15 protein-coding genes are annotated in these 18,126 nt (G+C 71.8%); 9 read left to right on the top strand and 6 right to left on the bottom strand.

Going from position 1 to position 18,126, the window contains the following annotated elements; translation table 11 throughout:
- Nucleotides 1-12: 12 nt before the first annotated feature.
- Nucleotides 13-1,290, top strand: coding sequence for a VWA domain-containing protein (locus KG102_RS14400; RefSeq protein WP_208288295.1), 1,278 nt, complete (start codon nucleotides 13-15; stop codon nucleotides 1,288-1,290).
- The gene (locus KG102_RS14395; RefSeq protein WP_208288296.1) at nucleotides 1,287-1,982 is read left to right on the top strand and encodes an FHA domain-containing protein; all 696 of its coding nucleotides are present in this window, start codon (nucleotides 1,287-1,289) and stop codon (nucleotides 1,980-1,982) included. Before KG102_RS14400 ends, KG102_RS14395 begins: the two co-directional genes overlap by 4 nt.
- A gap of 19 nt (nucleotides 1,983-2,001) precedes the next feature.
- Here the strand turns inward: KG102_RS14395 and KG102_RS14390 are convergent, their stop codons facing one another.
- On the bottom strand, nucleotides 2,002-2,682 hold the full coding sequence (locus KG102_RS14390; protein WP_208288297.1) for a rhomboid-like protein: 681 nt from the start codon (nucleotides 2,680-2,682) through the stop codon (nucleotides 2,002-2,004).
- A 130-nt stretch (nucleotides 2,683-2,812) separates the two neighbouring features.
- Nucleotides 2,813-3,439: a GrpB family protein gene (locus KG102_RS14385; RefSeq protein ID WP_208288298.1), complete on the bottom strand. Its 627-nt coding sequence runs from the start codon at nucleotides 3,437-3,439 to the stop codon at nucleotides 2,813-2,815.
- Between the two features lie 188 nt (nucleotides 3,440-3,627).
- Here KG102_RS14385 and KG102_RS14380 point away from each other — a divergent pair, with 188 nt between their 5' ends.
- The 5 genes from KG102_RS14380 (at nucleotide 3,628) to narI (ending at nucleotide 11,599) form a co-directional block, all read left to right on the top strand.
- The gene (locus tag KG102_RS14380; RefSeq protein WP_208288299.1) at nucleotides 3,628-4,824 is read left to right on the top strand and encodes an MFS transporter; all 1,197 of its coding nucleotides are present in this window, start codon (nucleotides 3,628-3,630) and stop codon (nucleotides 4,822-4,824) included.
- Nucleotides 4,821-8,513, top strand: coding sequence for a nitrate reductase subunit alpha (locus KG102_RS14375; protein ID WP_208288300.1), 3,693 nt, complete (start codon nucleotides 4,821-4,823; stop codon nucleotides 8,511-8,513). The genes KG102_RS14380 and KG102_RS14375 overlap by 4 nt, the downstream gene beginning before the upstream one ends.
- The gene (narH, locus tag KG102_RS14370; RefSeq protein WP_208288301.1) at nucleotides 8,513-10,174 is read left to right on the top strand and encodes a nitrate reductase subunit beta; all 1,662 of its coding nucleotides are present in this window, start codon (nucleotides 8,513-8,515) and stop codon (nucleotides 10,172-10,174) included. The genes KG102_RS14375 and narH overlap by 1 nt, the downstream gene beginning before the upstream one ends.
- Nucleotides 10,171-10,794 (top strand): nitrate reductase molybdenum cofactor assembly chaperone, encoded by a 624-nt coding sequence (gene narJ / locus KG102_RS14365; RefSeq protein WP_208288302.1) that lies wholly within the window; start codon nucleotides 10,171-10,173, stop codon nucleotides 10,792-10,794. The genes narH and narJ overlap by 4 nt, the downstream gene beginning before the upstream one ends.
- Before the next feature lie 61 nt (nucleotides 10,795-10,855).
- Nucleotides 10,856-11,599: a respiratory nitrate reductase subunit gamma gene (narI, locus tag KG102_RS14360; RefSeq protein WP_208212537.1), complete on the top strand. Its 744-nt coding sequence runs from the start codon at nucleotides 10,856-10,858 to the stop codon at nucleotides 11,597-11,599.
- A 79-nt stretch (nucleotides 11,600-11,678) separates the two neighbouring features.
- Here the strand turns inward: narI and KG102_RS14355 are convergent, their stop codons facing one another.
- Nucleotides 11,679-11,915 (bottom strand): hypothetical protein, encoded by a 237-nt coding sequence (locus KG102_RS14355; RefSeq protein ID WP_208212536.1) that lies wholly within the window; start codon nucleotides 11,913-11,915, stop codon nucleotides 11,679-11,681.
- 492 nt (nucleotides 11,916-12,407) lie between these two features.
- On the opposite strand from KG102_RS14355, the gene KG102_RS14350 reads away from it, so the two are divergent.
- Together KG102_RS14350 and KG102_RS14345 are read left to right on the top strand one after the other, a co-directional pair.
- On the top strand, nucleotides 12,408-14,048 hold the full coding sequence (locus KG102_RS14350; RefSeq protein WP_208288303.1) for a glycosyl hydrolase family 18 protein: 1,641 nt from the start codon (nucleotides 12,408-12,410) through the stop codon (nucleotides 14,046-14,048).
- A gap of 175 nt (nucleotides 14,049-14,223) precedes the next feature.
- Nucleotides 14,224-14,763, top strand: coding sequence for an AMIN-like domain-containing (lipo)protein (locus tag KG102_RS14345; RefSeq protein WP_208288304.1), 540 nt, complete (start codon nucleotides 14,224-14,226; stop codon nucleotides 14,761-14,763).
- A gap of 162 nt (nucleotides 14,764-14,925) precedes the next feature.
- Here the strand turns inward: KG102_RS14345 and KG102_RS14340 are convergent, their stop codons facing one another.
- The 3 genes from KG102_RS14340 to KG102_RS14330 form a co-directional block, all read right to left on the bottom strand.
- Complete coding sequence (locus tag KG102_RS14340) at nucleotides 14,926-15,702, bottom strand: aldo/keto reductase (RefSeq protein ID WP_208212530.1); 777 nt, start codon at nucleotides 15,700-15,702, stop codon at nucleotides 14,926-14,928.
- Between the two features lie 167 nt (nucleotides 15,703-15,869).
- A complete protein-coding gene (locus tag KG102_RS14335; RefSeq protein WP_208288305.1) occupies nucleotides 15,870-17,162 on the bottom strand; it encodes an alpha-amylase family glycosyl hydrolase in 1,293 nt (430 codons plus the stop codon).
- Between the two features lie 51 nt (nucleotides 17,163-17,213).
- On the bottom strand, nucleotides 17,214-17,564 hold the full coding sequence (locus KG102_RS14330) for an MmcQ/YjbR family DNA-binding protein (protein WP_208288306.1): 351 nt from the start codon (nucleotides 17,562-17,564) through the stop codon (nucleotides 17,214-17,216).
- Nucleotides 17,565-18,126: the final 562 nt, after the last annotated feature.

The following is an 18,126-nucleotide window of genomic DNA, read 5'->3' as shown; positions in this document are numbered from 1 at the left end:
CGAGGAGCCACAGTGGCCGACTTCCGCACCGAGGTGTTCCAGAACGAGTTCCTCTCCGACGGCGCCACGGACGTGCACGCGATCGTCACCGTGACGAGCTCGGGGGCCGGGACCGCGGACACCAGTGCCGGCGGCGTCGCCGAGATCGTCATCATCGACACGTCCGGCTCCATGAGCGGGCCGAACATGGAGGCCGCCAAGTACGCGGCGCAGGTCGCCGTCGACCAGATCGCGGACGGCACGTGGTTCGCCGTGGTCGGCGGGAGCCATGTGGCCAACCGGGCGTTCCCGTACCCGAACGCGCCGGTGGCCATCGTGCAGATGGAGCCGGGCGCGCGCGAGGAGGCCAAGCGCGCCATCTCGTACATGCGACCCTCCGGCGGCACCGCGATGAGCACCTGGCTGCGCCTCGCGGACGCGATCTTCGCCGAGGTGCCGCAGGTGGCACAGAAGCACGCGATCCTGCTGACCGACGGGCGCAACGAGTCGGAGCCGCGCGGCGAGCTGTCCAAGGCGATCTCGGACGTGACGGGCCACTTCCAGTGCGACGCGCGCGGTGTGGGATCGAGCTGGGAGGTCGCCGAGCTGCGCGAGATCGCCACGGCGCTGCTGGGCACGGTCGACCTGATCCGCGACCCCGCCGACATCGCGGACGACTTCAAGGCGCTGGTCAGCGCGTCGATGTCCAAGGGTGTCGCCGATGCCGAGCTACGGGTCTGGGCCCCGCAGGGGGCGCAGGTGCTGTTCGTGCGCCGGGTGGCTCCCACGGTCGAGGACCTCACGTCGCGGCGCACGGAGGTCAACGCGCTCACCGGCGCGTACCCGACGGGGTCGTGGGGCGACGAGTCCCGCGACTACCACGTGGCCGTGCGTGTGGCCTCGAAGCCGGTCGGCTCCGAGCAGCTCGCGGCGCGCGTGCAGCTCGCGGTGGGCGGCGAGGTCGTGGCGTCCGGCCTGGTCAAGGCGCGCTGGTCCGACGACAGCTCGCTGACCGCCCGCATCAACCCCGAGGTCGCGCACTACACCGGGCAGACCGAGCTCGCGTCCGCCATCCAGGAGGGGCTGGCGGCCAAGGCGGCCGGCGACGAGGCGACCGCCACGGTCAAGCTCGGCCGCGCGGTGCAGCTGGCCGCCGAGACGGGGAACGGTGAGGCGACGTCCCGGTTGCGCCGGGTGGTCGAGATCGACGACGAGGAGCACGGCACCGTGCGGCTCAAGCGCAACACGGACAAGCTCGACGAGATGGCGCTCGACACGGCGTCCACCAAGACCACCCGGGTCCGCCGGTGAGCACCGTCGTCTGCCCCGCCGGCCACACGTCGACCTCGACGGACTACTGCGACGTCTGCGGAGCCCCGATCGAGGCCGGCGCCCCGGTCGAGGCCACCGCGCAGGCGCCGGCGGCCACGGCGACCACGTGCCCGCACTGCGGCGCACCGGCGTCGTCGCTGGCCCTGTTCTGCGAGGTCTGCGGCTATGACTTCACGACGGGCACCGCGCCGGCAGCAGCCGAGCCCGCGCCGGCACCCGCGCCCGCCCCGGAGCCGGCCGCCCTCCCGACGCCGGCGCCCGACGGCGAGGAGTCCTGGGTCGCCGAGATCTGGATCGACCCGGACTGGTACGCCGCGCAGCAGCCGGAGGACCCGATGCCGTCGGCCGGACTGCCCTGGCTGGTCCCGCTGCGGGAGCGCAGCGTGCTCGTCGGGCGCCCGTCGGCCTCGCGCAACATCCACCCCGCGGTCGACTGCGGCACGGACTCCGGGGTCTCGCGGCGGCACTGCCAGCTCAACACCGACGGCCAGCGCTGGTGGGTGGAGGACCTGCAGTCCGCCAACGGCACCTACGTGAGCCGCGCGGGTGACCCGCTGCCGACGACCCCGATCCCCGCCGGTCAGCGTCGCGAGATCGAGGACGGGGACCGCCTGTACCTGGGGGCCTGGACGCGGATCGTGGTCCGCACGGCGCTGCCGGGCGAGGTCTAGTCGCGGCTGCCCGGCCGGGTCAGGGCCGTTCGGCCCGGGCCCGCCGGTCGGCCGCGACGGTCCGGGCGGCGACCAGCGCGATCAGCAGCCCGATGACCAGGGCGCTCACGTGGCCCGCGTCGGTGAACGTCCGGCTGAACGCGCCCGGCACCAGCCAGCAGGCGGCGACGGCGGCCAGGTACCACCAGCGCAGGCGCGCCGAGACGGCCAGCACCAGGAAGCCCGTCGTGGACGCCAGGACGTAGCTGACGCCGACGTCGGTGGCCTCGGCGAGCCGCTCGTCGAGCAGCCCGCGGAAGATCCCGTTGGACAGCCCCGCGGCCACCACCAGGCCGGCACCCACGTGGCCCGCCAGGCCCACCACCAGCGAGGCGAGCCGGCCGACGAACCGTTGCAGGTACGCGAGCGCCACGAGCAGCGGCACGACGAGCGCCAGGCCGGGCACGCTCTCGACGACGAGTGCGCTGGCGAGCTGGGAGACCAGGGGGTCCGACAGCAGGTTCTCGACGTTGCCGCTGACCCGATCGAGGATCGCGTCGGCGTGCGGCCCGAGCAGGACGACGAGCGACACCGCGGTCACCGTCGCGCAGTAGGCGAGGGCCAGATCGGCGCGGGCGACGGTCCGGCCGACGTCGCGCAGCACGGCCCGGGCGTCGAGGCGAGCGGGGTGCCGGTCCGGCGCCGCCTGCCCGTCCGTCATGCGGCCACGCTACCGCCGGGGTCGCGGGTGCAGCCCGGCCCAACCGGGCTCAGCATCGATTCAGCGCTCGACGCGACACCGCGGTCGCCGGGCACGGTCCGAGCGTGAAGGCGGATGCAGCTCCCGAGCCTCAGGGAGCGCCGAGGTCCCCGCGGAACGCTGGGAGGAGGCCGTGCGCACGGAAGACACGGTAGAGGATCTCGCGGATCGTCGGCGCCTTGAGCTCGTTGTAGTCGATCGCCGGGCCGCCGTCCTGTCGCAGCCGGTCCGCCGCCGTCTTCTTGGCCGCCGCGTACGCCTCGCGGTCCTCCGGGTGCTCGCGCAGCCAGTCGCGCAGGAGCAGGTGCCGGACCGCCTCCGGGCAGTCGGGGCTCCAGACGTGCAGGTGCGCGCGCGGCTCGTCGGCCAGGTGCATGCGGTGCTGGTGCCACGCGCGCTCGCGCAGGACCAGCGTGAAGCCCGCGGCCTCGAGCTGCGGGCGGTAGCGCGACTCGTCGGTGGAGTCGGCCACGGTCAGGTCGAGGTCGATGATCGGCTTGGCCGCCAGGCCCGGCACGGACGTGGACCCGACGTGGTCCAGCGCGAGCACGTCGTCGCCGAGCGCCGCTCGGACCCGGTTGGCCAGCAGCGCGTACGTCGCAGGCCATGTGGGGTCGTACTCGACGACCGTGATGTCACCGGGCTGCGGCGGTACCACCCACTCGACGCCGTCCGGGTCGAAGGGATGCTGACGGACGATCTCCTCGGCGCTGACCACCTTCCGAGGCTAGCGACCAGAGGGACCCGCGGTCCCCGGACGACGACACCTTCTGGATCGGCGCCGCGCGGCGGCTCGCCGCCCCCGCACGAGGCCGCCGAGCGGGCGGGTGCCGGGGGGCTGGTGCTAGCGTCCGAAGCAGGGGCAGGCATCGACGCCTGTCGCGGGTGTTGGCGCAGGGGGATGCCATGGCACCGAGCTCGGAGTCGAGGATGGCGGTACGCGTCCTCGTCCTGTCGACGACCGGCTTTCTGCTGAACTTCTGGGCGTGGGCGCTGATCAGCCCGCTCGGCGGGGCGTACCGAGAGTCGCTCGACCTGACCGGCGTCCAGCAGTCGGTGCTCGTCGCCGTCCCGGTGATCGTGGGGTCGCTGGGCCGGATCCCGATCGGCGCGCTGACCGACCGCATCGGCTCCCGGACGATGTTCCCGGTGGTGACCGTGGCGACGATCGTGCCCGTGCTGTTCATCGGGTTCGTCGCCGAGACCTACGCGGCGATGCTCGTCGGCGGCTTCTTCCTCGGGCTCGGCGGCACCGCGTTCGCGATCGGGGTCCCGGCGGTGAACCAGTGGTTCGCCCCGGAGCGCCGCGGGACGGCGCTGGGCATCTTCGGCCTGGGCATGGGCGGCACCGCGATCTCCGCGTTCACCACCGTCCGGCTCACCGACACGTACGGTCCGGAGGCCCCGTTCGTGCTCGTCGCGTGCGTGCTGGCCGTCTACGCGGTCGTCGCGGCGCTGTTCCTGCGTGACAAGCCCGGCCGGGCGGCGCCGCAGGGGTCGTTCCTCGCCCGGACGTGGGCGACGGCGAAGATCCCCGCGACCGGGCAGCTCTCGCTGCTGTACGCGCTGGGGTTCGGCGGCTTCGTGGCCTTCAGCGTCTACCTGCCGACGTACCTGGTGAACGCCTACGACCTCACGGCCGGCGACGCTGCCGCTCGGACCGCCGGGTTCGTCGTGCTGGCGGTCGCGATGCGACCCGTGGGCGGCAGCCTCTCGGACAGGATCGGGCCCGTCCCGGTCCTCCTGGTCTCGTTCGCCGCGGTGGGGGTCCTGGCCCTCGTCGCCGCGCTCGAGCTGTCGCTGATGCCGCTCGGCACCATCGCGTTCCTCGGGCTCGCCGCTGCGCTCGGCGCGTCGTCCGGTGCGGTGTTCGCCCTGGTGGCCCAGGTGGCGCCCGCGGACAAGGTCGGCGCTGTGACCGGCATCGTCGGCGCGGCCGGTGGCCTCGGCGGCTTCTTCCCGCCCCTGGTCATGGGGGCCGTCTACGACCGGACCGGCGACTACAGCCTCGGCTACGTGCTGCTCGCCGTCAGCGCGCTGGCCGTCGCGTGGTTCACCTGGGGGCCCGTCCGCCGGGCCGCACGAGCGAGGGAGTCGGTATGACGACGGAGCAGGAGCGCCGACCGGGCCTGGACGAGGGGGTCGTCGAGGCGCTGCTCAAGACGCGACGGTTCCTGCAGAAGAACGAGGTGTCGGCCGACCTCCGCACCCTGCACCAGATCGGCGGGCGGGACGCGGACACGTTCTACCGGGACCGGTGGAGCCACGACAAGGTCGTCCGCTCGACCCACGGCGTGAACTGCACCGGGTCGTGCTCGTGGAAGGTGTTCGTCAAGGACGGCATCATCACGTGGGAGGCGCAGCAGACCGACTACCCGTCGACCGGCCCGGACCGGCCGGAGTACGAGCCCCGGGGCTGCCCGCGCGGCGCGGCGTTCTCCTGGTACACCTACTCGCCCACCCGGGTCCGGTACCCCTACGTGCGCGGCATGCTGCTGGAGATGTACCGCGAGGCCAAGGCGCGGCTCGGTGATCCGGTGCTGGCCTGGGCCGACGTGGTCGGTGACCCGGTGCGCTCGGCCCGGTACAAGGCGGCGCGCGGCAAGGGCGGGCTCGTGCGGGCGTCCTGGGCCGAGGCCGTCGAGATGGTGGCCGCGGCCCACGTGCACACGATCAAGGAGCACGGACCGGACCGCATCGCGGGATTCTCGCCCATCCCGGCCATGTCGATGGTCTCCCACGGCGTCGGCTCGCGGTTCTACGCGCTGCTGGGCGCCCCGATGCTCTCGTTCTACGACTGGTACGCAGACCTGCCGGTGGCCTCGCCGCAGGTGTTCGGGGACCAGACGGACGTGCCGGAGTCGGGGGACTGGTGGGACGCGGGCTACCTGGTCATGTGGGGCTCGAACGTGCCGGTCACCCGCACGCCGGACGCGCACTGGATGGTCGAGGCGCGGTACCGGGGCCAGAAGGTGGTCGCGGTGTCCCCGGACTACGCGGACAACGTGAAGTTCGCCGACGAGTGGCTGGCGCCGGCCCCGGGCACCGACGGCGCGCTCGCGATGGCGATGGGGCACGTGATCCTGCGTGAGTTCTTCGTCGAGCGCACCACGCCGTACTTCGCGCAGTACGTGAAGCAGTACACCGACCTGCCGTTCCTGGTCGCCTTGGAGCCGGACGGTGACGGGTTCCTGCCCGGCAAGTTCCTCACCGCCGCGGAGCTGGGGGAGACGTCGCAGAACGCGCAGTTCAAGACCGTGCTGCTCGACGAGACGACGGGCGAGCCGGTGGTGCCCAACGGGTCGCTGGGCTTCCGGTTCGGCACCGAGGGCGAGGGCCGTTGGAACCTGGACCTGGTCGACGTGTCCCCGCAGCTCAGCGCGGCGGGCACGGGATCGGGGACCGCCGCGGTCACGCTGCCCCGGTTCGACGCGGCGGACGGCTCCGCCGGGAGCATCGTGCGCGGGGTCCCGACGAGGCAGGTGGCCGGTCGGACCGTCACGACCGTGTTCGACCTGCTGCTCGCGCAGTACGGCGTCGCCCGCCCCGGGCTGCCGGGGACCTGGCCGACGGGGTACGACGACCCGAGCTCACCGTGCACGCCCGCCTGGCAGGAGGGGATCACCGGCGTGCCCGCCGCCAAGGCGGAGAGGATCGGGCGCGAGTTCGCCGCCAACGCGGAGGAGTCCAAGGGCCGGTCGATGATCATCATGGGCGCCGGTGCCAACCACTGGTTCCACGCGGACACCATCTACCGAGCCTTCCTCACCCTGACCACGCTCTGCGGGACGCAGGGCGTCAACGGTGGCGGCTGGGCGCACTACGTCGGCCAGGAGAAGGTCCGCCCGATCACCGGGTACGGCCTGTACGCCAACGCGCTCGACTGGTCGCGGCCACCGCGGCACATGGTCCAGACCGCGTACTGGTACCTGCACACCGACCAGTTCCGCTACGACCAGTTCGGCGCCGACGCGCTCGCGGCCGCCACCGGGGGCGGCCGGTGGGCGGGGATGACGACCGCCGACGTGCTCGCGCAGTCGGCACGGCTCGGCTGGATGCCGTCCTACCCCACCTTCGACCGCAACCCACTGACGCTCGCCGACGACGTCGCGGCCGCCGGCGTCCCGGCCGCCGAGTACGTCCCGGCGGCGCTGCAGGACGGGTCGCTGCGGTTCGCCGGCGAGGACCCGGACGCGCCGGAGAACTTCCCGCGCGTGCTGACCATCTGGCGCTCGAACCTGCTGGGCAGCTCCGCCAAGGGCAACGAGTACTTCCTCGAGCACCTTCTGGGTACCGACTCGTCGCTGCGCGCGCAGGAGGCGCCGCCCGAGAAGCGGCCCCGGGACGTGGTCTGGCGGGAGGAGGCGCCGCGCGGCAAGCTCGACCTGCTCCTCACGCTCGACTTCCGCATGACGTCCACCACCGTGTTCAGCGACGTCGTCCTGCCTGCGGCCACCTGGTACGAGAAGTACGACCTGAGCAGCACGGACATGCACCCGTTCGTGCACTCGTTCAACCCGGCCATCGCACCGCCGTGGCAGACCCGCACCGACTTCGACGCGTTCCACGAGATCGCGCGGGCGTTCAGCACGCTGGCCGCGACGCACCTCGGAGTCCGGCAGGACGTCGTGGCGGTCCCGCTCATGCACGACACCCCGGACGAGCTGGCGACCCCCTCGGGGGTGGTGCGCGACTGGAAGGCGGGGGAGGGCGACCCGGTGCCGGGGGCGACGATGCCGAAGCTGGTGCTCGTCGAGAGGGACTACCCGGCGGTCGCCGACAAGCTCGGCGCGCTCGGCCCCCTGGCGTCGTCGCTGGGGGCGACCACCAAGGGCGTCACGTTCGACCTGACCAGGCCGGTCGACTACCTGGGACACAAGAACGGGCTGGTCCGCGGGGGAGCCGGCGACGGACGGCCGTCGCTGCAGCGCGACGTGCACGTGTGCGAGGCGATCCTCGCGCTGTCGGGCACCACGAACGGGCACCTGGCCACCGACGGGTTCCACAGCCTCGAGAAGCGCACCGGGCGGCCGCTGGCGGACCTCGCCGCCGAGCACGAGGGCAAGCAGGTGACCTTCGCGGACACCCAGGCCGCGCCGACGTCGGTCATCACCTCGCCCGAGTGGTCGGGGTCGGAGTCCGGCGGCCGGCGGTACTCGCCCTTCACCATCAACGTCGAGCGGCTCAAGCCCTGGCACACCCTCACGGGACGCCAGCACTTCTTCCTCGACCACGACTGGATCGCCGAGCTCGGGGAGAACCTGCCGGTGTTCCGGCCTCCGCTGAACATGGCGGCCCTGTTCGGTGAGCCGCAGGTCGGGTCCGACGGCGCGCTCGGCATCGCGGTGCGCTACCTGACCCCGCACAACAAGTGGTCGATCCACTCGGAGTACCAGGACAACCTGCTGATGCTCAGCCTGTCGCGCGGCGGTCCGGGCATCTGGATGAGCCAGAAGGACGCGGACAAGATCGGGGTCACCGACAACGACTGGGTCGAGGCGGTCAACCGCAACGGCGTCGTGGTGGCCCGCGCGATCGTCTCGCACCGCATGCCGGAGGGGACCGTGTACATGTACCACGCCCAGGACCGGCTCATCGACGTCCCGCGGTCGGAGGCCTCCGGCAAGCGCGGCGGCATCCACAACTCGCTGACCCGGATCCTCATGAAGCCGAGCCACCTGATCGGCGGGTACGCGCAGCTGTCCTTCGCCTTCAACTACCTCGGCCCGACGGGCAACCAGCGTGACGAGGTCACGGTGGTCCGTCGGCGCTCGCAGGAGGTGCAGTACTGATGCGGATCATGGCCCAGATGTCGATGGTGATGAACCTCGACAAGTGCATCGGCTGTCACACGTGCTCGGTGACCTGCAAGCAGGCGTGGACCAACCGGGCCGGGACCGAGTACGTCTGGTTCAACAACGTGGAGACGCGCCCCGGGCAGGGCTACCCCAGGACGTACCAGGACCAGGAGCGCTGGCAGGGCGGCTGGAAGCTGACCCGGCGCGGTCGCCTGCAGCTCAAGGCCGGCGGGCGGCTGAAGAACCTCATGACCATCTTCGCCAGCCCCAAGATGCCCTCGATGGACGACTACTACGAGCCGTGGACCTACGACTACGAGACGCTGACCACCGCACCGCTGCAGGAGCACACGCCGGTGGCCCGCCCGCGCTCGCTGATCAGCGGCGAGCCCCTGCAGATCGGGTGGAGCGCCAACTGGGACGACGACCTCGGCGGCAGCGCCGCGACGGCGGTGCACGACCCGGTGCTGGCCAAGGTGTCCGAGAAGATCAAGCTCGAGTTCGAGCAGACGTTCATGTTCTACCTGCCGCGCATCTGCGAGCACTGCCTCAACCCCTCCTGCGCCGCGTCGTGCCCCTCGGGGGCCATCTACAAGCGGGCCGAGGACGGGATCGTGCTGGTCGACCAGGACCAGTGCAAGGGGTGGCGCAAGTGCGTGACCGGCTGCCCGTACAAGAAGGTCTACTTCAACCACCGCACGGGCAAGGCCGAGAAGTGCACGTTCTGCTTCCCGCGCATCGAGGTCGGCCTGCCGACGGTCTGCTCGGAGACGTGCGTCGGCCGTCTGCGCTACCTCGGCCTGGTCCTCTACGACGCCGACAAGGTGCTGGCGGCCGCGTCGGTGACCGACGAGCACGCGCTGCTGGAGGCCCAGCGCGGCGTGTTCTGCGACCCGCACGACCCCGTCGTGGTGCGCGAGGCCGAGCGCGCGGGCATCCCGCACGACTGGATCGAGGCCGCGCAGCGCTCACCGATCTGGTCGCTGATCAGCACCTACAAGGTCGCCCTGCCGCTGCACCCCGAGTACCGGACGATGCCGATGGTCTGGTACATCCCGCCGCTGTCCCCGGTGGTGGACGCGGTGGCGGAGACCGGTGAGGACGCCGAGGCCACGGGCAACCTGTTCGCGGCGATCGACCAGCTGCGCATCCCGGTGGAGTACCTGGCCGAGCTGTTCACGGCGGGGGACACCGTGCCGGTGACGGGCGTGCTGAGGAAGCTCGCCGCCATGCGGTCGTACATGCGGGACATCTCGATGGGCCGCGACGCCGACCCCGCGATCCCCGCGGCGGTCGGCATGACGGACCAGGACATGCTCGACATGTACCGCCTGCTGGCCATCGCCAAGTACGACGAGCGCTACGTCATCCCGCCCGCGCACGCGGAGGCCGCGCACGACCTGGAGGAGCTGGCCACCGAGTGCAGCCTCGACTACGAGGGCGGTCCCGGGATGGGCGGCTCCGGGCCGTTCGGTGAGGGCTCGGGGACCAACACGCCCCTGGCGGTCGAGAACTTCCGGGCGCTCAAGGACCGGCAGACCGCGGACGAGGTGACCGCCACGGGCGGGCAGGGTGGACGCGTCAACCTCCTGAACTGGGACGGCAAGGGTGCGCCGCCTCCCGGGCTGTTCCCCGAGCGGAAGGACCCGTCATGATGCGCGACGACCACACCAGGGCGCTCACCCACCGGGTCGCGGCGCTCCTGCTGGAGTACCCGACCGCCGAGCTGGTCGCCCAGGTGCCCGACCTGCGGGCCGTCGCGTCGGGACTGCCGACCCGCGCCTTCGACCCCCTGCTCGACCACCTGGCCCGGACCCCGCTGGACGGCCCCGGAGGGCTGGCGGCCGAGTACGTCGAGACCTTCGACCTGCGACGCAAGGCCTGCCCGTACCTGACCTACTACGCGTACGGCGACACCCGGGAGCGGGGGATGGCCCTGCTCGGGTTCAAGCGCGCCTTCCGCGCGGCGGGCCTGGAGGTCAGCCCTGACGAGCTGCCGGACCACCTCTGCGTCGTGCTCGAGTTCAGCGCGACGGCCGACGTCGAGGCCGGTACCCGGCTGCTGCTCGAGCACAGAGCCGGCCTGGAGCTGCTGCGCCTGGCGCTGGTGGACCACGGCTCGCCGTGGGCCGGGGCGTTGACCGCGGTCTGCTCGACGCTGCCACCCCTGCGCGGCGACGAGCGCGAGGCCGTCGCCCGCCTGGCCGCCGAGGGCCCCCCGGGCGAGTCGGTCGGCCTCGAGCCGTACGGGGCCATGGCGGCGGTGCCGCGATGAGTGCGTTCGTGCTGTGGTCGGTGGTACCCGCGGGGTGCCGGGTGAAGGACGAGGTGCCGCGATGAGGGAGATCCTGCTCTGGGTCGTGATCCCGTACCTGTGCCTGGCCTTCTTCGTGTTCGGCCACATCTGGCGCTACCGCTACGACAAGTTCGGGTGGACCACGCGCTCGTCGCAGCTCTACGAGAGCCGGCTGCTGCGCTGGGGGAGTCCGCTGTTCCACTTCGGGATCCTCGCGGTGTTCCTGGGGCACGTCATGGGCCTGGGCATCCCGGAGAGCTGGACCACCGCGATGGGCATCTCCGACGCGCAGTACCACGTCCTCGCGGTCTCGATCGGCTCCGTCGCGGGGTTCTGCACGCTCGTCGGGCTCACCCTGCTCATCTACCGACGCCGCACCGTGGGGCCCGTGTTCAGCGCCACGACGCGGATGGACAAGGTGATGTACCTGTTCCTGGCGCTGGTCATCGTGCTCGGGGTCTGGAACACCGCGGCGGGTTCGATCCTGAACCTCAACGGCGACTACGACTACCGCACCGGTGTCTCCGAGTGGTTCCGCAGCATCTTCCTGTTCCAGCCGCGACCGGAGCTCATGGTCGACGCACCGTTCGGGTTCCAGGCGCACGCCATGGTCGCCATGCTGCTGTTCGCGCTGTGGCCGTTCACGCGGCTGGTGCATGTGCTGAGCGTGCCGGTCTTCTATCTGTGGCGGCCGTACGTCGTGTACCGCAGCCGGTCCGATCGCCCGGGCAACCGGGCACCGCGCCCGGGCTGGGACCCGGCCGACGCCAAGGCCCGCCGCTAGCACTGCCCGGCAGCGAGACCCGGCCGGGGCCGCGCCGGCGGCTGGGTCCTCGGGTGGCGGGTTCCTGAGCCCGCCGGCGTCAGGCCCGCGGGTGCAGGCGTTCGGTCGCCTCGGCCAGCAGGTGCTCGAGCACGGTGTGCCGGTCGAGCGCGCGGAGCACGGCCTCGTCGTCATGCCCGCGCCGGGTGTCGTCGAGCGCGTGGTGCGCCCGGCTGGTGGCTGACGCCAGCTCGAACCAGGTCGCACCGGCGAGCTCGTGCCGCAGCTGTGCCTCGACCGCGGGGGCGACCCGGTGGTGCTGATCGGTCACCGTCATGTCGTCGGCTCCTCTCGTCCTCGCTCTCCTCCATGGTGCGCGCGGGGTCCGACAGGTCTCGGACGACACGCGGCCCTCGTAGACGAGGAGCGGTGAGTCGGCGCTGACGGACATCGGCTCGAGCCCGCTGCCGACTTCCGGAGAAGCGCTCCCGGCATTCCTCCAGAATGCAGGGCGCCGCGGCCGTGAATGTGTGAACAAATGCACTCGTGAATGCGTTTCCGCCGTACGTGACCTGCTGGTGAGTAGGAGGCCGGGGCTGGTGCTGGCGTCGGTGACACGTGTCCTACCTGCGTTGTCGGATTCTGGGGTGTGTCCCGAGGTGAGCGCATTTCCGATGGCATGGGGAATGTCCGCCCCGTCCGGGAGGCCCCGAACTCTTCCCTCGCGGACTGTTGACTTCACCCTGTGACGGTTGTTAGCGTCGCTGTGAACCATTAGTACACACTCCTTACATATTCCACGCTCCGACGATGGACAGGGGAAAGCACGATGGCTCTCGACAGCTCCACCAGCCACGCTCGGCCGGGACGACGACGTCCCGTCCTGATCACCACCGCGCTCGCCGCGGTGCTCACGCTGCTCGCGGGTCTGGTTGCCACGCAGCCCGCGTTCGCCGCGGGCACGATCGGCGCCACCTTCACCTCCGCCGGCGACTGGGGGAACGGGCACCAGGTCAACGTCAAGGTGACCAACTCCGGGTCCACCCCCGTCAACGGCTGGACCCTCGAGTTCGACCTCCCCGCCGGGGACACCATCAGCAGCTCGTGGGACGCCGACGTCACGCGGGCGGGCAACCACTACACGGCCAAGAACAAGAGCTGGGCCGGCACGCTCGCGCCGGGCGCCTCGTTCACCTGGGGCTACGTGGCGACGGGCCCGTACAAGAACCCCACCTCGTGCAGCATCAACGGCGTCGCGTGCACGGGCGGCACCCCGACCAGCTCGCCGACGACCCCGACCCCCACGCCGACCACCCCCACCCCGACGCCGACCGACACCACGCCGCCGCCCCCGGGAGGCAAGAAGCTCGTCGGGTACTTCGCCGAGTGGGGCGTCTACGGGCGCAACTACCACGTGAAGAACATCGAGACGAGCGGCTCGGCCTCGAAGCTGACCCACATCCTCTACGCGTTCGGCAACACGACCGGCGGCCAGTGCTCGATCGGTGACTCCTACGCCGCGTACGACAAGGCGTACACCGCCGCGGACTCGGTCGACGGCGTCGCGGACACGTGGGACCAGCCGCTGCGCGGCAACTTCAACCAGCTGAAGAAGCTCAAGGCCATGCACCCCGGCCTGAAGGTCATCTGGTCGTTCGGCGGCTGGACCTGGTCGTCCGGCTTCACGCAGGCGGCGGCCAACCCGACCGCGTTCGCCGACTCCTGCTACAACCTGCTCAACGACCCCCGCTGGGCCGGCGTCTTCGACGGCATCGACATCGACTGGGAGTACCCGAACGCGTGCGGGCTGTCGTGCGACTCGAGCGGTCCGGCGGCGTTCAACAACGTCATCACGGCGCTCCGGAACAAGTTCGGCAGCAGCAAGCTGATCACGGCGGCCATCACGGGCGACGGCAGCACCGGCGGCAAGATCGACGCCACCGACTACGCCGGGGCGGCGCAGAAGCTCGACTGGATCATGCCGATGTCCTACGACTACTTCGGTGCGTTCAACCCGACCGGCCCGACGGCGCCGCACTCGCCGTTGACCTCCTACGCGGGCATCCCGCAGGCGGGGTTCAACACCGAGGCGGCCGTGAACAAGCTGATCAGCAAGGGCGTCCCTGCCAACAAGATCCTGCTCGGGGTCGGGTTCTACGGACGCGGCTGGACCGGCGTCACGCAGACCGCCCCCGGTGGGTCGGCGACGGGCGCGGCACCCGGCACCTACGAGGCAGGGATCGAGGACTACAAGGTGCTCAAGACCAGGTGCCCCGCGACGGGCACGGTCGGCGGCACCGCGTACGCCAAGTGCGGGTCGGAGTGGTGGGGCTACGACACCCCCAGCACCCTGGCCGGCAAGACCTCGTGGGCCAAGGGCAAGGGCCTGGGCGGCGCCTTCTTCTGGGAGCTGTCCGGTGACACCTCCAACGGCGAGCTGATCAGCGCGCTGTCCAACGGTCTGCGGTAGCCCGCCCGACAGCCAGTCAGCTGGGCACTCTCACGATGCCCGGTCGCCGGATCCCTCCATCCGGCGGCCGGGCGTCGGCGCGCGCCGACTTTCACCCGTTATGTCCGGTCGAACCGGCCTAAACTGGGCGATCGGGCGTCCATCCGAGAGGCCCGCGCGACGAGGGGGTCGTGCCGTGAGACGAGCATTCCTGTCGGTCGTGCTGCTGGTCAGCGCGTTCCTGATCCTGCCGGCGTCGCCTGCCACGGCGGCGCCCTACTGCGGCCTCGTGTGGGGGTCGCTCGTGAAGTCGGCGCCGGGCCTCTCGCAGGCACCCGTGACCGACGTCCGTACCGGCCGGCACGCCTGCTACGACCGCCTCGTCGTGGACGTCGCGGGGGACGCCGGCGGGTACACCGTGAGCTACGTGCCCCAGGTGGTCCAGGACGGCTCCGGCTACCCGATCGCGACCCGCGGCGGCGCGGCGCTGCAGATCACGGTGAACGACCCCGCGCACGACACGAGCTACGCGCCGACGTACAGCCCGGCGAACGCTCTCGAGCTCACGGACGTGGCGGGTTACGGCACGTTCCGCCAGGTCGTGTTCGCGGGGTCGTACGAGGGCTACACGAGCCTGGGTCTCGGCGTGCGGGCGCGGTTGCCGTTCCGGGCGTTCGTCCTCGACGGTCCCGGCACGTCCTCACGACTGGTGGTGGACGTCGCGCACCGGTGGTGACGACGCCAGCAGGTCGCGCACGGCCGCGGGGTGCTCTCCGCGGGGATCCCGTGGTCGGCACCGCCGGCGCCCCAGGTTCGAGGCGAGCGTCGAGTCGTAGACCATGCTGTGCGGCCGAGCGCGCCGACCTCGAACGGCACCTGAGCGATGTGAGTGCCGGGCTCAGCGCAGGGCGTCGATCGCGGCCATCTCCTCGGACGACAGCGTGAACCCGAGGATGTCCAGGTTGCTCTCGATGCGCTCCCGGGTGGTCGACTTCGGGATGACGACGACGTCGTGCTGCACGTGCCAGCGCAGCACCACCTGCGCCGCACTGACCCCGTGGGCGGCGGCTGCGTCGGTGAGCGCCGGGGACTCGAGGTTCGTCCGCTTGAGCGGGCTGTAGCCCTCGACGACCACGCCACGCTCGCGGTGGGCCGCCAGCAGGTCGGGGTCGTGGTCGCGGGGGCTGTACGGGATCTGGTTCACCGCGGGGGCCTCGCCGGTGGCCGCGATGAGCTCGTCGATCTGCGCGATCGAGTAGTTGGACACGCCGATCGACCGGACCAGTCCCTCGTCGCGCACCTCGCGGAACACCTGCCACGTCTCGGGGGAGGCCTGGCGGTTCGGTGGCCAGTGGATCAGCCAGAGGTCCAGGTGGTCCGTGACCAGAGCGGTCAGGGACTCGGTGAGCGTGCGACGCGCGCGGTCGGCGTGGTCGGGCGGCAGCTTGGTGGTGACGAAGACGTCGTCGCGGTCGATGCCGACCGTGGTGAGCGCCCGGCCGACCTCGGCCTCGTTGCCGTAGCCGGTCGCGGTGTCGATGTGCCGGTAGCCCAGCTGGAGCGCTGCGCTGACCGCGCGCTCGGCCGCGCCGCCCTCGGACTGCCAGGTGCCCAGGCCGACGACGGGGATCTGCCCGCCGGGCAGGGGCAGGGTGGGGATCGGTGGGGTGATCATGGGTCCAGTGTTCCCGGACCTGCCTGCGACTGCGACCGGGTTCGCCACCCTCCCCAGACGGTCGTCGACGTCGGGGCGGTCAGGTGCTGGCCTGCGACGGGCCGCGCGGCACCTGGGCCGCGGTGTGGGACGAGGTCACCACCTGTCCGCGTGGGACCCGGCGCTCCTCACGGTGCGACGACGGCCCAGCCATGGGGTGCGACCACACCGGGCGTCGCGCGACTGGCGTCGTCGCAGGCCCGGACGTCACCTGCTGGCAGCGACAGGGGTTCGTCGTCGAGGTTGAGCGCCACGACGAGCGCGTCGTCGCCGTCGCGCACCTCGTACACGAAGGCAGTGTTGGTGAGCTCCACCTGCGTGGTCCGCGCCCGGTGCAGCCACGGGTGTCGCCGCCGCAGGCCGATGAGCTCCCGGTGCAGGCGCAGCACCGGGTTGTCGGCGTCGTCGGGTCCGCCGGCCGCGAGCTCCTGCCGGACGGCGTCGTCGCCGCCCTCGCGCTCCTCCTTGACGCCAGTGAGCCCGAGCTCGTCGCCCGCGTAGACCGTCGGGGTGCCGCCCACCGTGCACAGGACCACGACCGCGTGCGGCCGGTGGCGGGGGTCCGTGATCATGCTGGCGATGCGGGTGGTGTCGTGGTTGCCGACGAAGGTCTGCGGAGCGAAGGACTCGAGGAACCCGTCGTGCCGGGTGAGCGCCCAGGCGAGCTCCCACAGGTTGGCGTCGTTGATCGAGCTCCAGATCGCCTTCCACAGCTCGTACTGGGTCACCGAGTCGGCCGTCGACTCCGCCACGAACGCGCCGTAGTCACCGTGGATGACCTCGGCGACGAACCAGGCGTCGGGGTGCTCGGCCCGGACGCGGGGCAGGACCTGTGCCCAGAAGCTCGTCGGCACCGCGTAGGCGGCGTCCAGGCGCCAGCCGTCCGCGCCCCGCTCGAGCCAGTGGTTCATCACCCGGACCACGTAGTCGACGACGCTCGGCAGGCTGTGGTCGAGGGTGACCAGGGCGTCGTGGCCCTCGAAGCCGACGAAGCCGCCGTCGGCGTCGCGCAGGAGCCAGACCTCGTCGTCGGACCGCCCCTCGATCGCGTCCACGGAGCGCCGCGCGATCGCCGACTCCCGGCCGACGTGGTTGAACACCCCGTCCAGGAGGACCTTGAGCCCGCGCTTGTGCGCCTCGGCGACGAGCGTGTCGACGTCGCCCTCGTCGCCGAGCCGGGGGTCGACCCGCAGGTGGTCCACGGTGTCGTAGCCGTGCGTGCTGGACGCGAAGACCGGTCCGAGCGCGATGCCGGACGCACCGAGCGTCACGACGTGGTCGAGCCAGGGGACCAGCCGGAGCAGGCGGTGCTCGTCGGGGCCGGGTCGTTGCCCGTGGTCCGGCACTGCCCCGACCGCGCCCAGCGGGTAGACGTGCCACCAGATCGCGTGCCGGACCCAGTCCGGCTCGGTCGTTCCCATGGGTCGACAGTAGGCCGGTCACCCGCTGGACCCGTCACCGGCGCCGCGGACCTAGGCCTCCGGCGGCGGTCCCAGGTCCGGGTACCGCCGCCTCAGGACCGGTGGGGCGGCCCACCACCACGACTCCGCCAGGTGCGAGCTCAGGTCGTCCGCGGCCACGACGTCGAGCGCGATCAGCACGAGGTTCGTGCCGGCGTGGTGGTCGGTGCTCGAGTAGAGCGACGGGTCCTGCTCCACGAGCGCCAGCCGCTCGCCGTCGTCCTCGACCCGGACGGTCAACCGGTCCGCGTCCCACATCCGCGCGACCAGGTTCCGGTGGAACCAGGCGGGCTGGCCCCAGCTCTGGCGCTCCGCCACCTCGGGCAGTGCGAGCGCCGACCGACGCACGTCGTGCAGGTCCATCCGTCCATCGTGGCGCACCGTCCACGGACCGGACAGGGCGTGAGGAGAACGCGATGCTCGCACCCGCAACCTGTTGCCGGGGCGACCTGACGCGCCTGCGCGAGGCGGGACTCGCCGTTGGAGCCCTGCCCGCCGGTGTCGCGCCGCTGACGCCGCTGCCCCCTGGGCCGCCGTCGGTCCAGCCGGCGTGCGCTGGGGGCACGACCAGGAGGCTGATGCTCAGGGCAAGGGTCAGCGCGGCGACCAACCACTTGGCCAGTCGTGCGTGAGTGGGCAGGGGGTCTCCTCGTGGATGTCCTTCGATGCCGTACCGATCCGGCACGGCTCCTTCCGGCAACTACGTGGAGACGGGCGCCGGCCCCTTGGGAGCAGCCGCGATGCCTGGCGAGGTCACGTCACCGGTCCTTCACCCGGTCGGCGGTCACCGGGTCCTGGCAGGCATCGGTACGTTGCCGGACACAACGATGTCTTCAGGGTGAGGGCGCCATGCGCTGGTCGAATCGTGTGATGGCCCCCGCCGGGCTGATCGTGGCCTCGCTCCTTACGTCGCTGCCACAAGCGG

This window comes from Cellulomonas fengjieae, from assembly GCF_018388465.1.
Lineage (GTDB): Bacteria > Actinomycetota > Actinomycetes > Actinomycetales > Cellulomonadaceae > Cellulomonas > Cellulomonas fengjieae.
This window is presented reverse-complemented; position numbering and strand designations above follow the sequence as displayed.

Excerpts from the sequence above, each read along its gene's own strand:
- KG102_RS14390 (WP_208288297.1), bottom strand. The coding sequence starts at position 2,682 with ATGACGGACGGGCAGGCGGCGCCGGACCGGCACCCCGCTCGCCTCGAC.
- KG102_RS14380 (WP_208288299.1), top strand. The coding sequence starts at position 3,628 with ATGGCACCGAGCTCGGAGTCGAGGATGGCGGTACGCGTCCTCGTCCTG.
- KG102_RS14375 (WP_208288300.1), top strand. The coding sequence starts at position 4,821 with ATGACGACGGAGCAGGAGCGCCGACCGGGCCTGGACGAGGGGGTCGTC.
- narH (WP_208288301.1), top strand. The coding sequence starts at position 8,513 with ATGCGGATCATGGCCCAGATGTCGATGGTGATGAACCTCGACAAGTGC.
- narJ (WP_208288302.1), top strand. The coding sequence starts at position 10,171 with ATGATGCGCGACGACCACACCAGGGCGCTCACCCACCGGGTCGCGGCG.
- narI (WP_208212537.1), top strand. The coding sequence starts at position 10,856 with ATGAGGGAGATCCTGCTCTGGGTCGTGATCCCGTACCTGTGCCTGGCC.
- KG102_RS14355 (WP_208212536.1), bottom strand. The coding sequence starts at position 11,915 with ATGACGGTGACCGATCAGCACCACCGGGTCGCCCCCGCGGTCGAGGCA.
- KG102_RS14350 (WP_208288303.1), top strand. The coding sequence starts at position 12,408 with ATGGCTCTCGACAGCTCCACCAGCCACGCTCGGCCGGGACGACGACGT.
- KG102_RS14340 (WP_208212530.1), bottom strand. The coding sequence starts at position 15,702 with ATGATCACCCCACCGATCCCCACCCTGCCCCTGCCCGGCGGGCAGATC.
- KG102_RS14335 (WP_208288305.1), bottom strand. The coding sequence starts at position 17,162 with ATGGGAACGACCGAGCCGGACTGGGTCCGGCACGCGATCTGGTGGCAC.
- KG102_RS14330 (WP_208288306.1), bottom strand. The coding sequence starts at position 17,564 with ATGGACCTGCACGACGTGCGTCGGTCGGCGCTCGCACTGCCCGAGGTG.